A 15,088-nucleotide genomic window follows, 5' to 3' on the forward strand; every position below is an offset into this window, starting at 1 on the left:
TGGCCTTAGTCGATGACCGTGGCCTTTTCGATCAGCACGGGCTCGACCGGCACATCTTGATGAAAGCCACTGTTGCTGGTCTTCACGGCCTTGATCTGATCGACGACATCCTTGCCGTCGACCACTTCGCCAAAGACGGCGTAACCCCAGCCATTGCCGGTGGGTGCCTTAAAGTTGAGGAATTCGTTGTCGGCCACGTTGATGAAGAACTGTGCGCTGGCCGAATGGGGCTCGCTCGTGCGGGCCATGGCAATGGTGTAGGCCTTGTTCTGCAGGCCATTGTCGGCCTCGTTCTCAATGGTGTCGCGGGTGGGCTTCTGGACCATCTTGGCATCAAAGCCACCGCCTTGGATCATGAAGCCATTGATCACCCGATGAAAAATGGTGCCGTCGAAGTGGCCATCCTTCACGTAGGTGACGAAGTTCTCAACGGTCTTGGGGGCCTTCTTGGCATCGAGCCGAAGGGTGATGCGACCCATGCTGGTCTGGAGTTCAACCATGCTGATTCCTTTGCTTAATTGGCGGGGGAGGACGGGCGGGCGCCCGCGGGTGGTCTGGTCTGAAGCCCAAGCGGTGCGGGTGAAGGCAGCTCGAGCAGGTGTCGCCGTTTGGCAGACAAAAAAGGGGAGGGGCCACGGGCCTTGAGCCCTTTTTGGTAGGCGTCTAGGGCGAGCTTGGCATGCAGATCGCCAAGGTTCTCGTAGGCCAGCGCATAGCCGGGCCGGTTCAGGATAGCCCGTTCCAGGGCCTGCTGGGCCCGAAGCGGCTCATTGCAACGCAGGTAGAGCACGGCCAGGTTGTTATAGGGCTCGGCCAGTTCCGGGAACTCTTCTGTGAGGGCCTCGAAGGCATCAATGGCCTCGCGGTCCTGGTTGGTCTCGCTCAACAGCACGGCCTCGAGAAAGCGCCATTGGGCATCTCGTGGCTTGGACGACAGCGCATTGTTGATCTTCTCGCGGGCCTCATCGAACCGGCGAAGTTCAATGAACTCGATGGTTCGGGTGAGGTCGGGCGCGACCGCGGGAGCTGTTCGGGGCGGGTTGCCACTCGTGGTGTTCGAGAGGGTCTGGGCGATGGCCATCGGGGACACCAGCAGCAACGAGATCAGAAGGTGCCGAAGGATTTGATGCGCCACGTGAGGAGGGTTGGCCATAGAATGCGGAGTCTCTGACATAACTTTCGGCAGTCTAGCACGGTGAATTCTTGAAGATTTTCAACACCTTAACACGTAGCAAGGTCGACTTTGAGCCCATGGAACCGGGCCATGTGCGCATGTATGTCTGCGGCATGACGGTCTACGACTTTTGCCACATTGGCCATGCGCGTGTGCTGGTGGTCTTCGACCTGGTGCGCCGGTGGCTTGAGGCCACGGGCCATCGGGTCACCTACGTGCGCAACGTCACCGACATCGACGACAAGATCATTGCCCGGGCCGTTGAGAATAACGAGACCATGGCCAGTCTCACCGGGCGGTTCACGCAGGCCATGCAGGCGGATGCGGCCGCCCTCGGGGTGCTGCCGCCCACCCATGAGCCCCGCGCCACGGCCCACGTACACGACATGCTCAGCATGATCGATGCCCTCACCCAGCGCGGACTGGCCTACCAGGACCCCATGCCCGATGGCAGCCCGGGTGATGTGCATTTTGCGGTTCGGTCGTTTCCCCGCTATGGCCGGCTCTCTGGGAAGTCTCTTGATGAGCTGCGCGCCGGTGAGCGGGTGTCTGTGGCCGATGGCAAGCGCGACCCGCTCGACTTTGTGCTCTGGAAGCGGGCCAAGGCCAACGAGCCAGAGGAGGCGGTCTGGGCATCGGCTTACGGCCCTGGCCGGCCGGGCTGGCACATCGAGTGCTCCGCCATGAGCTGCCGTTTGTTGGGCGAGCATTTCGACATTCACGGTGGTGGCGCAGACCTTCAGTTTCCGCACCACGAGAACGAGATTGCCCAGTCGGAGGGGGCCATGGGTGCAGACGAGTCGAACCCAATGGCCCGTGTCTGGATGCACAACGGCTTTGTTCGAATCGATGACGAGAAGATGTCGAAGTCCTTGGGCAACTTCTTCACGATCCGGGAGGTACTGGCCCGCTACCACCCCGAGGTGCTCCGATTTTTCATTCTTCGGGCCCACTACCGCAGCCCACTGAACTACTCGGATGCGGCCTTGGACGAGGCACGCGCCGGACTGATTCGGCTCTACACGGCACTCGAGTTGGCCTGCGACCCAGACGACCTGGCCCGCTGGCGGACCGAGCCGGCTGATGGCTTGCTGTCGGGTGTGCTGTCGGCGAACCACCCGCTGGTCGAGGCCCATGGTGACGCCATGTCGGATGACTTCAATTCGCCCGAGGCCATTGCCGCCTTGTTTGGTCTGGCCACCGAGGTCAACCGTCAGGTTCAGGAGGGTGGCCGTGCTGCAGCCCAGGGTTTGGGGCAAGTCTTGTTTGGGCTGGGAAGGGTCATGGGCTTCTTTGATGCGTCTGCCCGTGCGATTCGCGAGGTTGGTGCAGCAGCCGGGCCAGACGAGGCCTGGATTCAAGCGCAGATTGCCGAGCGGGCCGCAGCCAAGGCCGCCCGAGATTTCACCAAGGCCGATGCCATTCGTCGGGCGCTCACCGACCAGGGCATCGTCCTGGAGGATGGCCCCGAGGGAACGAGCTGGCGTCATTTGTAGGACAATCTCGGCATGGCATTGACCTACCTAGACTTCGAGCAGTCGGTTGCAGAGCTCGAGGCGAAAATTGAAGAGCTTCGGTTTGTTCAGAGCGACACCGCCATGGACATCTCCGATGAAGTGGCCCGCCTGAAGGAGAAGGCAGACGCCCAGATTCGCGAGATCTACACCAAGCTCACCCCCTGGCAGATCTCCCAGGTGGCCCGGCATCCGCAGCGCCCCTACACCCTCGATTTCATTCAGATGCTCTGCACCGATTTCCACGAGCTGCATGGCGATCGTAGCTTCGGAGACGACCCCGCCATTGTGGCCGGGCTGGCTCGATTCAATGGCCAGTCGGTCATGGTCATGGGCCATCAGAAGGGGCGGGACCTCAAAGAGCGCACCCACCGAAATTTCGGCATGCCACGCCCCGAGGGCTATCGCAAGGCAGAGCGCCTGATGCTGCTGGCCGAAAAGTTCAACCTTCCGATCCTGAGTTTCATCGACACACCGGGTGCCTACCCTGGCATTGGGGCAGAAGAGCGCGGTCAGTCAGAGGCCATTGGCCGAAACCTGTTTGTCATGGCGGGCCTCAAGGTGCCCTTCATTGCCACGGTGATTGGTGAGGGCGGCTCCGGCGGCGCCCTGGCCATTGCGGTGGCCGACCAGGTTCTGATGCTGCAGTTCGCCACCTACTCGGTGATCTCGCCAGAGGGCTGTGCCTCGATTCTTTGGAAGAGTGCGAGCAAGGCCCCCGATGCTGCCGAGACCCTCGGCATCACCGCGCAGCGGCTCAAGACACTCGGCCTCATCGACCGCATCGTCATGGAGCCCCATGGCGGCGCCCACCGCGCACCTCAAGACATGGCCGAGACGCTGCGCAAGGCCATTGCCGACGGCCTGGCCACGGTCGGTGCCATGTCAACCGAGGACATGCTGGCTCAGCGCCAGGCTCGGCTGCGGGCCTATGGTCGATTTAAAGAATCCGCCTAAGCTTCCCTCGCAGATCCCCCCAAGGCTGCTCGTGGCCTTCTCTGGGGGGCTTGATTCCACTGTCCTGTTGAAATGGCTCCAGAGCTGGCGTCAGGACCCCGATGCGTCGGCGGACTGGGCCGGTGTCGAGATCGAAGCGGTTCATCTTCACCACGGTCTGCAGCCTGCCGCCGATGTCTTTGAGGCGCACTGTCGCCGCATCTGCGAGGCCTGGCAGGTGCCGCTGGTGGTGGAGCATGCCAAGCCGGATGATCAGGCCTGCAAAGAACTCGGCATCGAGGCGGCCGCCAGAACAGTGCGATGGGCGTCCTTGACGGCCTTGGCGCGCGGCAAGGGGGCTGCGCTGGTGCTCGCACATCATCTTGACGACCAGATCGAGACAGCGCTACTGCAGTGGATGCGCGGCGCCGGACTGGAGGGGTTATCGGCCATGCCAGCCCTTCATCGCATGGGCCAGGATGACCAGGCGGTCTGGGTCTGGCGACCCCTACTGGGGGTGAGCAAGGAGACGCTTCGTGACTGGGCCGTCTCGGTGGGGCTGCGTTGGGTCGAGGACCCCACCAATCTGAGCGACCGTCACGATCGCAACCGGCTTCGTCGGGAAGTGATCCCGGTGCTCAAGGAGATGCGCGCGGGGGTGCTTGAGGCCATGGCTCGCAGTGTCGAGCATGTGCAGCGCGCGCAGCACCTGCTCTCGGAGCAGGCCGAGGCAGATCTGTTGGCTGTGGCTGTTACAAATGGTGCGATCGAACTGGCCCCCCTTCAGCGGCTTTCGAGCCCGCGTCGAATGGCGGTGATGAGGGCCTGGCTGCGCAGGGCGGGCCTTCGCATGCCACCGTATCGCCGCCTGGAGGAGTTCGATCGGCAGCTCGAGCAGGCTGGCCCTGAGAGCCGCGCCACGCTTGAAGTCTCTGACACGTCGTTTGCCGGCGGGGCGCCCTTTCGGGTATGTTTGCGGGCTCACACGCTCCAGATTGAGCGTCTCTCACAAGACTAATCATGGCCCTCATTGTTCACAAGTACGGCGGCACCTCCATGGGTTCCACCGAACGCATTCAAAACGTCGCCCGTCGCATTGCCAAGTGGCATCGCGCTGGTCATCAGATGGTGGTGGTGCCCTCGGCCATGTCTGGCGAGACCAATCGCTTGCTGGGCCTGGCCAAGGAAATCACCGACCGGCCAGACCCGCGTGAATTGGACCAGATCGCAGCCACGGGCGAGCAGGTCTCGGTGGGCCTGCTGGCACTGGCGCTCCAGAATCAAGGCGTGCGGGCGAAGAGTTATGCGGGATGGCAGGTGCCCATCCGAACCGATTCGGCCCACACCAAGGCGCGGATCGAGTCGATTGATGACGCCCGCGTTCGCGCGGACCTCGATGCGGGCTGTGTGGTGGTGATCACCGGCTTTCAGGGCATCGATGGCGAAGGCTCCATCACCACGCTGGGACGCGGCGGATCCGACACGTCGGCCGTAGCGGTTGCGGCGGCCTTAAAGGCGGAGGAGTGCCTCATTTACACCGATGTGGACGGTGTCTACACGACCGATCCTCGAATCGTGGCCGAGGCCCGCAGGCTTGAGCGAATCACCTTCGAGGAGATGCTTGAGATGGCCAGCCTGGGCTCGAAGGTCTTGCAGATTCGGTCGGTGGAGTTTGCCGGCAAATACAAGGTCAAGACCCGAGTGCTCTCGAGCTTGACCAACCCCGAGATGGACCTCGCCACCGAGGCCCAGTCTGGAACACTGATCACCTACGAGGAAGACGAGACCATGGAGCAGGCTGTTATTTCAGGCATTGCCTTTAATCGCGACGAGGCCAAGATCACCATTGCTGGCGTGCCCGACAAGCCCGGCATTGCATACAAGATTCTTGGGCCTGTGGCCGAGGCCAACATCGATGTAGACATGATCATTCAGAATGCCAGCCACGATGGCCTGACCGATTTTTCATTCACCGTGCATCGCAACGAGCTGGCCAAGGCCCTGGAGGTGATTGAGTCTAAGGTGCAGCCACAGATTCAGGCACGTGAGATCACCAGCGACAACCAGATCTGCAAGGTGAGTGTGGTGGGCATTGGCATGCGTTCACATGTGGGCGTGGCGAGCGACATGTTTCAAACTCTCTCGGCCGAGGGCATCAACATTCAGATGATCTCCACCAGCGAGATCAAGATCTCGGTGGTGATTGCCGACAAATACATGGAGCTTGCCGTTCGAGCCCTTCACAAGGCTTTTGGGCTGGAAGGGCGGGCGGCCTGATTCTGGCCAGATGGTGGGATAGAATCGCAATAACGGAGACGTGACCGAGAGGCCGAAGGTGCTCCCCTGCTAAGGGAGTATGTGCCAAAAGCGCATCGTGGGTTCGAATCCCACCGTCTCCGCCAAAATTACCTGCACTAACTTGCTCATGGCCACATGAGCTAGCACTGAGCCCCGCACCACGCGGGGCTTTTTGTTTTTGGCTGTTGACCTCGCCCCGCCGAAAATGCCGCCAAAACCGTGCTCAAACCGCTTTCTGCTCAAAACCTGTTGACCTGAGCAAGGCTAGGTACGCCTCTCAAAAATGGCGTGTTCTGGGGCGTACTGATTGAACGGGGGTTAGTTTTGGAGTGGTTTTGGTAGTCAATAAAGATGTGTATGGCCATGATGGTCCTAGAATCACAGAAACGTAGCTGACTTCCCTATATGCCCGATACGCTCAATTTAAATCTCAAAGCGCTGCTCGATTTTTATGATGATCGAGTTCCGGAGAGTGTTGGTCATGCATCCGCAATCAATGCGGTGCTGGGAGAAGATCTCGCAATTGGACTTGTGACCGACTATTTCCGGCGGCAGGGGTCGAAAGCAAGGCTGGTGAGTAGGACATGCACTCAGGGCACTCAAAAGGGTGTGCGGCTTGATGCATGGTTGGAGATCACTTCAACTGAGGGTGTTTTTCATTACCAAACAGAAATAAAGAATTGGTCTGCACATGCGATCGGCGGTCGGGTCGCCCCCAAAGACCAGAGCGAGACCGAGATGCAGGCTTATCGCATAAACCGGTGGCTTAACCAGTTTGACCCCAAGCTGAGGACTTTGAAACAGGCGAAGGCGCAAAAGGTCCTTACTCCGATGAAACCGGAAGAAAGTGATTGGGTTGTGCGGCCGTTAATCATTTTCTGGGATTCGATGCACCCCGCAGGAGAAAACATCCCGCTTTTTGATGTCGAGATTTCAAATTCAGATTTCGATCGCTTGTGGGTGTTCTCGATGTCCTCCTATGTTCGCAATTTGATGGAGCGGGGTATCTCTACGGTTGAGCTCGAGATGACCGATTCAAAAATCCGTATTTCCTGGGTAAATCGAATAGTTCATCCATGAAAATTGACCACACAGGACACGTCCATAGGAGCAAAAACCTACGTTTGAACCCAACGTTTTGTTAACCGGCGGCAAGCCCCTCTAGCCCAACTTAAGCTTACCTGTTAGATTTAGTTCTTTTCTTCAGGGGCTTCTGTGCTTCGCTTCCCAAATCCCGGCTCGACTATTGAGAACTTCGTTAGTGTTTATTCATCGGCCTTTGAGCGCCTGAATGGACTCTGTGTAGACCTCGACGATATTGTTGAAGCAGTGGTGGAAGCTAACCTTGCAACATCCTCGGGATACATGGGTGATGAAGCCGTCGCAAGGTCTACAAGGGCTGACCGCAGTCGTGATCCGCTGTATAACCAGCTAAAGATGTATGCGGAGCTTTTTCGTACATTGGGGTGGCTCCATCCAACGGCTGAGAGCGCCTTGAAATTTCAATTTACGCTTCTTGGAGCGCAAGTAGTCGCTGCCGGACGGAATTTCGGTCCATTACTTGAGGAATCTGTGCTTGGAGTTGTATATCCCACACCAATACTCGCCGTAAAAGGCCAATTCGATCTTCGGCCGTTTGCGTTTATTCTGCGGGCTGCCGTGGCCAATGGTGGATATCTATCCCGTGACGAAATGATAATGGGACCATTATGTGCTCCCAGCGACAGGCAGGATAAAAGTCTCGACGCAACTACGCAAAAAATTCAAGAGGCGCGGTTAAGCCTCAAGAAATCTCAGGAGCTGATTGCCGAGATTTCAAAGTCTAGGGACATTCAAGTAAATACGCTTCAAAACTACACCAGATGGCCTATTGCGATCCTACGTGACTTGGGATGGGCAAAGCCCGATACGGCCAAATTTAGAGATGGCAAAAAGTATCGTTGTCTTTTTCTTACTGAGCGTGGCAAAGCAGTCGCTGGGCGTATTACGGATTCAATAGACCTCCGAGTTGATGATGTTGAATCATTTCCTCGCGACCAGCGTATTGCATTGGCAGTTCTTGCACATTTTCGAATGCTGGAACGCTCAGGATTTGATATCTCACCAGTAGAGTCTCGTTTAGTTAAGGCTGAGTTGGATTCGATGCCAGTCTTAAAGAAATTTGGTACGGATGGCACCAATCTGCTTTTTTCACCATTTCAGTCGTTATCACTAGAGGATATTTCTCTTGCTTTTCCATTAACCGTGCCCGTTGGGCGCTCGTCGGCTAGCTCTCGCGCTCAATTAGTGGGTGAAGTTCCTGAGGGTCGAGATGATCGCTCACATCTTTTCGTAGAGCCAAAAATAGTCGCAGCAAACCCATCAGAACTTAAGGGGCCTGAGCATCTTCGGGAAGAGTTGGCCGCTCTGCTTTCAGCTCACAAATCGCTGGAGTCGGCGGCTAAACGTTTCGCCGAGAATCATGCAAAAGATACGCAAGCGACCTTTTATCCGCTTGTGACGCATCTTTTTCAAATTCTAGGTTTCAAGAGTGACTACTCTAGGGCCGGGGTGAATTACCAGCGATGGGACGCGTGCGTGTGGGTGGGAGATTTTGCCCTTCCAGTCGAGATCAAGTCTCCGACCGAAGAAGCCGTTCTGTCTACTAAAGCGGTTCGCCAGGCACTCGAGAACAAAGTAGTGTTAATTTCAAGAGGTGGATTACAAATCCGAAGAGAGTTTGCCAGCTTAGTCGTCGGCAATCGAATCCCGAACGAGCGGGGTGAGATGTCTACTCTTATAGACGATGTTTTTAATACGTACGGGATGCGGCTAGGTGTTGTTGATCTGACGACGCTAGGGTACTTGGCGTTGAGGTCCGTTAGAGATGGTGTGACCATCGATGCAGCACAGTTGAGTGAGCTGAAAGGGTTCTTAAATGTCTGACGTCTTATCTTTCAAAGGGGGGCGTCTCCCAGGCACGTTTGCGCGCAAATATGGTGCAGAGGTAATAAAGCTTTGTTTCCAACCTGGGCAACGCACTATGGTCTATTTGTCTAACGGACGAAGCGGACCTGGAAGTTGTCTGGGTTGTGGAAGCCCACGCTGTATGGAAAAAGAAGAGAACGAATTTGCCCTTGACGGGGCCCTCAATTCATTTCCGGGGGATCCGAGTCTAGATGTTTGTCCTACCCGCGCAATTCAGTGGGACCTTGAGCAAACTGCTGTGACGATTAGTGAGGCGGATTGCATTGGTTGTGGGCTTTGTGTGACTCGATGCCCGTATGGTGCTTTAAGCCTGTTGAATGGGATGGTTGCAAGCGTTGAAATTTCTGATCCTCAGAATATAGTTACTGGCGAGTCAGGGGCCGGTTCACATCCACAAGTTGAGAAAATTGGAAGAATTGCAGAACTTGACGCACCAGCCGCGCTGTCATTACAAGAAAACGTGCTTTTGCTTGAGGATAGTCGTACAAACCTTTTTGTTAGAAACTTGCTGAACGAGGTAGGGCTTACCGCGCGAACAAGAAGGAGGGGCGACAGTAATCTCCGAATGGACGCTGTCGGTTTTTCCAGCCTCAGACGGCCGTTCGTAGCAGAAATTGAGATGGGTCCTGGGGTATTAGACTCGCCACGGGCGCTCTTGGAGGACGTTGCGGTTCTTCATTCACGATATGGCTACGCAACCGACATTATCGATCCGGTAAGCGTTATCCTCGCTTTTCCAAACGTGCGCTCAGAATACTATCAAGTGGTGCGTGATATTGAAAAAGTTTTGCGTCTGCGGTGTAGAACATTAACCGTTGGCATCTTGATTGCGCTGTTATGGAATCTCCGGAGGATTCGGGGTTTTGATGGGGATGCTTTTGCGATTGGCGAGGGAATGGTTGACCTCTCAGGCTTTATCGTTGACAAAGGTGAGCAATGGAAAGAACCTTATGCGGGCGCCTTTCGACCCGCAAAGTAGAATGCGGGGCTCCTCTTGGGGCTCTGCGCTCAGGCGACGCCCTAAGACTACTCAAACTTCTCCGTTAGATGGAATTTTCTCCTCCCGCAATAGTGAGCCAAACTTTGTCTGCTCGAGCCTTGATACAGCGATCTCAATATAGTTGGCATTGAGTTCGAACCCGAGAAAATGCCTTCCTAGTGATTTGGCGGCGACACATTCGGATCCGCTGCCGACGAACGGGACCACCACAAGTTCTCCTGGGCTGGAAAAATGATTCACAATTCGGTTCGATATTGAAAGCGGTTTTTGGGTTGGGTGGTCGACTTTTTCGGCAGCGAACCGTCGGCCTGCAAGTACCGGGAATTTCCAAACGTCCCCCGCTAAACGTCCCTCTGGATGAGGTTCCCATATTTTTCCGTTCTTGGTTATTTTGTGTTTCAGGCGCTCCGCGCTTTTGTAGGGTTCTCTAATCGGGTGATAGGTGTACGGTTTTCCCTTTGAAAACCAAAGTAATGGCTCGTAATGTGCCGCCAGTGATTTTGTGTAGCCAGCAAATCCATTTTCATAGTGCCAAATAATTTGACGGCGATAGTCTAAGCCTAGTGTGTACATGTGGCACTGAATCCAACATAAATGATGGTGAATGCCGTATACGAAGATATTACCTCCAGGCTTAAGCACCCGGTGGCACTCGTTAAGCCACTGTTTCGACCACTCTAACCATTCATTTTTTCGGGAAATTTCTTTCCACTCCCCAAAATCCTTGTCGAGGTTATAGGGTGGATCTGCAACTATTAAATCTGCGGTGTTCTCGGGTAACTGCCTCAGATGCTCGACGCAGTCTCCTATCAAAATCGTGTCAATTTCCGGTTTTAGATTTTTTTTCATTTGATACTGTTTTGGCATTTTGCAGGATCAGTATGTACTGATGATGGATGTTTGGTACGTATGCGTATGGGTAGCCATAGGGAAATACTCGCTTGTGACGTTGGTAGAGTACGGTTAAGCCCCTGAGCTCTATCTGATATTTCTCAAGCGCCTTTGCAAGGTCCGCATGAAACATTACAAAGCGTGACTTATCCCTAAAGTCACTGACGATTACTGCCATGTGTTTTTTTGGCTTTAGCGCTCGACCACAGCTGCCTAAAATTGCTGCTAAATCGTTAAGAAAATCCTCGTAATTGCTGATATTTCCTAGATCTCTCTTGTCATCGCTATATCGAGTGTCGAGAGCGTGATCTTTACGCTCTTGCTTTGCTTTGTGATCTTCTTTGTGAAGAATATTCCAATAAGGTGGGCTGGTTACTACGAAGTCGAGTGAGTTCTCTGGCACAGATTTTATTAGTTCCCTCGCGTCGCCAACACGAACATGTTGTTGTACAAGTGGTGAAGCGGTGTCCCGAACCTCTACGCGTAGTCTCTCTTCAGCGAGTTCGGCGTATCTCGGGTTTAGTTCAAAACCGAGCCCATTTCGCCCCTCGATAGCACAGGCCTTCAAGGTTGATCCTACACCCACAAATGGATCAAGCACTATTTCATTTCGCTTGGTAAAAAACTTTACAAGTCTGCTCACGTCTGTGAAGGAAAAGGGGGCTGGATGTTGTCTTTCGATTTGCGCATCAGGGTGGTTTGCGCCTAGCCCTTTCTGATTCCAAACAGATACGGTTTCTGGCAACCATTCTGTCGAGGTTAGTTCATTGAGGGCATTTCGAGGATCAACTGTTTTTACTACAGCTGACTCCTTCTTAGGTTCATCGGAGTTTTGGCTGGTGGACTCGTCGAGCACCTTTTTTTTTCGTCCGCGCTTTACCAAAAGCGGCCCTTGTTCAGAGTCGTATATCCGCTTCGTTTCATCTGGAGTTTGTGTCATGGTTTATCGAGTCTTTATGTTGGAAGCTTGGTTATTTCTCTTGGCGGGCGAGTTGAGCTTCACGCCAATTTTTCATTAGTTGTGAAATGGCCTCGTCGTCCAGCATGCACAAAAGGTCAAGGACGACTCGCATGCCTACGGGAGAGTTTGTTCCTCTTAAGTACTCGAGGTAGGTCCTTGAGGAGATTCCGAGTCGACTGGCCATTTCTGTTTGGCTTATCCGAGATCGCTCTTTTGTTTCGACTCGATGATGCAGCTCTTTCAAGATCCCGCTAAGTTGGATTTTGCGATTTTCTATCGGGTTCATACATGTTATATCAGTTTTTTGATATGATAATTCATTTTAACCTAGAAGCAAGCAAAAAAGCGAGTTATCTCTCCTGTTGTTCTCGTTGCTCCCCGGCACAACGACGATAGTGTCTACTATCTTGGGCCGTAAGAAGATGAGCTCATCTGATACTTGATCGCCGACGAGTGGTGGTTATCGATGAGGCCGATACTTTGCTTGGTAGCGCTGTTCAGTCGCTGCCGGAAATTGCGGCTGTGGCCAGTTGAAGGGGCAGCTAACTCAGTTTACAAACGAACGAGTAATGATTTTTGGTGAATGTTTACGTTGAGTTTATTCTGGGCGAGATAACGAGGATTAAAAAAATGCGAGCTCAAACGCACCGATCGTGCAAAACTCTCGTCAGTGGGGGCTCAAGTGGAACGTCTCAAATTAAATGTCATGAGCAGGTTTAAATGACATCCGTCCATAGATCAGATTCTCGAACGACAAATCCCACAAAGGGGCTTTTAACGCTCACCCTGATTTTAGGGTTTGCTAGTGGCCTGCCATTGGCCCTGTCATCGGGAACATTACAGGCTTGGCTCACTGTTGAGAATGTCGACCTCAAGACCCTGGGCTGGCTTACGCTGTTGGGGTTGCCCTACACCTACAAATTTGTTTGGGCCCCGATGCTTGATCGCTACCGGCTTCCATTGGGCGGCTTGGGCGGTCGTCGCAAAGGATGGCTAGTTTCACTTCTTTTGGCGATGGCAGTCGTGTTGTTTGGCATGTCCCAGCAAACACCTGGGGCGTTGGCTTCGAGCCTGTGGGGCGTGGCAGCGTTTGCGTTTGCACTCGTGCTGCTTTCGGCAAGTTTTGACATTGTTTTTGATGCTTGGCGGGCTGAGTCGCTCACCGAATCCCAGCGTGGCTTAGGCGCGGCCTGGTCGGTGGTGGGCTACCGGTTGGCCATGCTCACTTCCGGTGGTTTAGCCTTAATGCTTGCCGACTTATACCTGGGCTTTGGCGGTGTTTATGCCTTAATGGGCTTGTTTTGCGTGGTGCTTGCTGTGGTTGCAGCCTTCGTGCCTGAGCCATCGCAGGCGCCAGTACCGCGTTCGCTAGTGCGTGCGGTGGTGGATCCGTTTCGGGAATTTTTCAGTCGTAAGGGCGCGATCCTGATTTTGGTCACCATTGTTTTTTACAAGCTTGGGGATGCCTTTGCGGGTAGTTTGTCGACCGCCTTTTTAATTCGTGGTGCTGGTTTTACGCCGGCAGAAGTAGGCGCCGTAAATAAGGGAGTGGGCTTGATTGCTACCTTGGTGGGTGGTTTGGTTGGCGGATTGTTAATGTCGCGGATCAAGCTGTGGACAGCACTTTTAATTTTTGGTGTGCTGCAGGCGATTACCAACCTTGGGTTTTGGTATCTCGCGGCTTACCCCGCTACCTTGGTTGGTATGACGGTAGTGGTTTTGTTTGAAAACCTTGCCGGTGGAATGGGAACCGCCGCTTTTGTGGCTTTGCTTATGACGCTGTGCGATGCTCGGTTTACCGCGACGCAGTTTGCATTGCTCTCAGCTTTGGCTTCTATCGGTCGTGTGGTGGTGGGGCCGGTTGCCGGAGTTACCGCTTCTGATTGGGGTTGGGCGCCGTTTTTTCTGGTCTCAACCGTCGCGGCGGTTCCAGGCCTGATTCTCATTCCTGTCGCCCGCTCACATATTTTCATGCATGACCCAGAATCACGGTGACGAGTGTTTTTTTGTATCTTCTTAACGCGAGAGACTCATTAGTTGATACACCGCGACAGCACATGTGGGGGCGCAGCAAAGATGTTGAGGATGGAAATTGAGATACAGATCCGCGAAGTTGTTTGATAAAAGCCTCCCTTCCGAGAAAAAAATCAACTTGGCAGAGTCTGAACGGGCCATCTACATCGATTTCGAGGGTTACGTAAAAGAGGCTCCTGCCTTGATCGGTATTTTGATTGAGGATGACTTCGAGCAAATCGTCCTGGATGAGAAGTTTCGGGGGGCTGCAGCCTATAAAGATCCGATCGCCGTGATCCCAGGCGAAACAGTTATCTCAGATCTGTTGGTACGGTCAACTTCAGAGGATAGGAAAATTGTGGCTTTCAGCACTCTAGAGAAAGAGCAATGTATGCGTTGGTATGGGGTCGATATCAGCCAGCGCTATGTGAATGCTAAGAGTATTGCTGGCCGCTGGGCGCGTAAGGTCAACCCTGAGGTCCGCTGCCGCACGTTGAAGGACTTTGAAATCTTCACTGGCTTTCAACGCTCTCGCGATACCGGTTATCAAAAGAATACGAGTTGCCTCAACGCGGCTCTTCGCGATCTGGATAGCTACGGCGAGTTACGCAACCCTGCGCCAAAGAAGCACTGGACGAACCTGCGCAAACACAATCGTCAGGATGTCGAAGCCATGAAGCACATTTTGATGGCGACGTTTAGACCGGGTATCAGCACTAATTAACCAATACGCGCACGCGTGCGTGCACGCGTATGCATGCGCGTCATATTCACCGCTCGACAAAGTTTCAACAATTGGAGAAAGTATCTCCTTGACCCAGGTACAGCGGCATCCATAGCTTGAAAAAAGGCAATCCGCCGATTCTCAACATGGAGGCCGTATGGCTCGAGTTCCTTTTCCCATTCGTGAACGTAACTGGCTTGGTGGGCCAGTCGACATCAAAGACCCAAAGTGGGTGCATCAGAATCTTCAGATCTATGGCGAGGCAATTCCTACGATTGCAGCAGCCTTTGGAACTGACGATCCCTTTACTGAGCTGGGCTACCCGGAGGACCCGTTCATCCGTAGCATTGAGAAGTGGGCGGCTCGTCCCTGCCAGGTCGACGACTCCTACCTTATCTCGTATGAGACTTTCATGGAGCCAGCAACAGCCTTTTGCGACTTTTTGGCAAGCGTCTATGGGCTTCAGATCCGCTGCGAGTACATCCTGCCATTTAAGATCCGGGCGCGGTATCACTATGCAAACTGGAAGAAGGCTATCGTAACGTATGACGATCTCGGAAACCCAGTCCGGAATACTTCCTCAAGAAACAAAAAGTCTTGATAATCGCGA

14 protein-coding genes and 1 tRNA gene are annotated in these 15,088 nt (G+C 54.3%); 11 read left to right on the forward strand and 4 right to left on the reverse strand.

What is annotated here, in order from left to right:
* Positions 1 to 5: 5 nt before the first annotated feature.
* Positions 6 to 500, reverse strand: a complete 495-nt coding sequence (locus AC8GDA_RS03290) for a peptidylprolyl isomerase (RefSeq protein ID WP_506556882.1) — start codon at positions 498 to 500, stop codon at positions 6 to 8.
* 14 nt (positions 501 to 514) lie between these two features.
* Entirely contained in the window at positions 515 to 1,153 is a 639-nt protein-coding gene (locus AC8GDA_RS03295) for a tetratricopeptide repeat protein (protein ID WP_506556883.1), read from the reverse strand.
* Positions 1,154 to 1,251: 98 nt separating this feature from the next.
* Here AC8GDA_RS03295 and cysS point away from each other — a divergent pair, with 98 nt between their 5' ends.
* The 8 genes from cysS to AC8GDA_RS03335 all read left to right on the forward strand — a co-directional run bounded on the left by cysS (position 1,252) and on the right by AC8GDA_RS03335 (position 9,868).
* On the forward strand, positions 1,252 to 2,670 hold the full coding sequence (gene cysS, locus AC8GDA_RS03300) for a cysteine--tRNA ligase (protein WP_506556884.1): 1,419 nt from the start codon (positions 1,252 to 1,254) through the stop codon (positions 2,668 to 2,670).
* Positions 2,671 to 2,682: 12 nt separating this feature from the next.
* Positions 2,683 to 3,645 carry an acetyl-CoA carboxylase carboxyltransferase subunit alpha gene (locus AC8GDA_RS03305; RefSeq protein WP_506556885.1) on the forward strand — a complete coding sequence of 321 codons (963 nt, stop codon included), beginning with the start codon at positions 2,683 to 2,685 and terminating at the stop codon, positions 3,643 to 3,645.
* A gap of 67 nt (positions 3,646 to 3,712) precedes the next feature.
* Positions 3,713 to 4,642 carry a tRNA lysidine(34) synthetase TilS gene (gene tilS / locus AC8GDA_RS03310; protein WP_506556886.1) on the forward strand — a complete coding sequence of 310 codons (930 nt, stop codon included), beginning with the start codon at positions 3,713 to 3,715 and terminating at the stop codon, positions 4,640 to 4,642.
* 2 nt (positions 4,643 to 4,644) lie between these two features.
* A complete protein-coding gene (locus AC8GDA_RS03315; RefSeq protein WP_506556887.1) occupies positions 4,645 to 5,901 on the forward strand; it encodes an aspartate kinase in 1,257 nt (418 codons plus the stop codon).
* A 34-nt stretch (positions 5,902 to 5,935) separates the two neighbouring features.
* A tRNA-Ser gene (locus AC8GDA_RS03320) sits at positions 5,936 to 6,026 on the forward strand.
* 301 nt (positions 6,027 to 6,327) lie between these two features.
* On the forward strand, positions 6,328 to 7,002 hold the full coding sequence (locus AC8GDA_RS03325; protein WP_506556888.1) for a hypothetical protein: 675 nt from the start codon (positions 6,328 to 6,330) through the stop codon (positions 7,000 to 7,002).
* Positions 7,003 to 7,137: 135 nt separating this feature from the next.
* Positions 7,138 to 8,847, forward strand: coding sequence for a hypothetical protein (locus AC8GDA_RS03330; RefSeq protein WP_506556889.1), 1,710 nt, complete (start codon positions 7,138 to 7,140; stop codon positions 8,845 to 8,847).
* Positions 8,848 to 9,010: 163 nt separating this feature from the next.
* Positions 9,011 to 9,868, forward strand: a complete 858-nt coding sequence (locus AC8GDA_RS03335) for a 4Fe-4S binding protein (RefSeq protein WP_506556890.1) — start codon at positions 9,011 to 9,013, stop codon at positions 9,866 to 9,868.
* Positions 9,869 to 9,919: 51 nt separating this feature from the next.
* On the opposite strand, the gene AC8GDA_RS03340 is transcribed toward AC8GDA_RS03335, so the two are convergent.
* Both AC8GDA_RS03340 and AC8GDA_RS03345 read right to left on the reverse strand, forming a co-directional pair.
* Positions 9,920 to 10,738, reverse strand: a complete 819-nt coding sequence (locus AC8GDA_RS03340) for a DNA-methyltransferase (RefSeq protein ID WP_506556891.1) — start codon at positions 10,736 to 10,738, stop codon at positions 9,920 to 9,922.
* Positions 10,710 to 11,720: a TRM11 family SAM-dependent methyltransferase gene (locus AC8GDA_RS03345; RefSeq protein WP_506556892.1), complete on the reverse strand. Its 1,011-nt coding sequence runs from the start codon at positions 11,718 to 11,720 to the stop codon at positions 10,710 to 10,712. Before AC8GDA_RS03345 ends, AC8GDA_RS03340 begins: the two co-directional genes overlap by 29 nt.
* Before the next feature lie 741 nt (positions 11,721 to 12,461).
* On the opposite strand from AC8GDA_RS03345, the gene AC8GDA_RS03350 reads away from it, so the two are divergent.
* The 3 genes from AC8GDA_RS03350 to AC8GDA_RS03360 all read left to right on the forward strand — a co-directional run bounded on the left by AC8GDA_RS03350 (position 12,462) and on the right by AC8GDA_RS03360 (position 15,079).
* Positions 12,462 to 13,736 (forward strand): AmpG family muropeptide MFS transporter, encoded by a 1,275-nt coding sequence (locus tag AC8GDA_RS03350; protein WP_506556893.1) that lies wholly within the window; start codon positions 12,462 to 12,464, stop codon positions 13,734 to 13,736.
* Positions 13,737 to 13,893: 157 nt separating this feature from the next.
* A complete protein-coding gene (locus AC8GDA_RS03355; RefSeq protein ID WP_506556894.1) occupies positions 13,894 to 14,478 on the forward strand; it encodes a hypothetical protein in 585 nt (194 codons plus the stop codon).
* 157 nt (positions 14,479 to 14,635) lie between these two features.
* Positions 14,636 to 15,079 (forward strand): hypothetical protein, encoded by a 444-nt coding sequence (locus tag AC8GDA_RS03360; protein WP_506556895.1) that lies wholly within the window; start codon positions 14,636 to 14,638, stop codon positions 15,077 to 15,079.
* The last annotated feature ends 9 nt before the right edge of the window (positions 15,080 to 15,088 follow it).

This window comes from Hahnella aquatica (SeqCode), from assembly GCF_965194505.1.
GTDB classification, from domain to species: domain Bacteria; phylum Pseudomonadota; class Gammaproteobacteria; order Burkholderiales; family Burkholderiaceae_A; genus Hahnella; species Hahnella aquatica.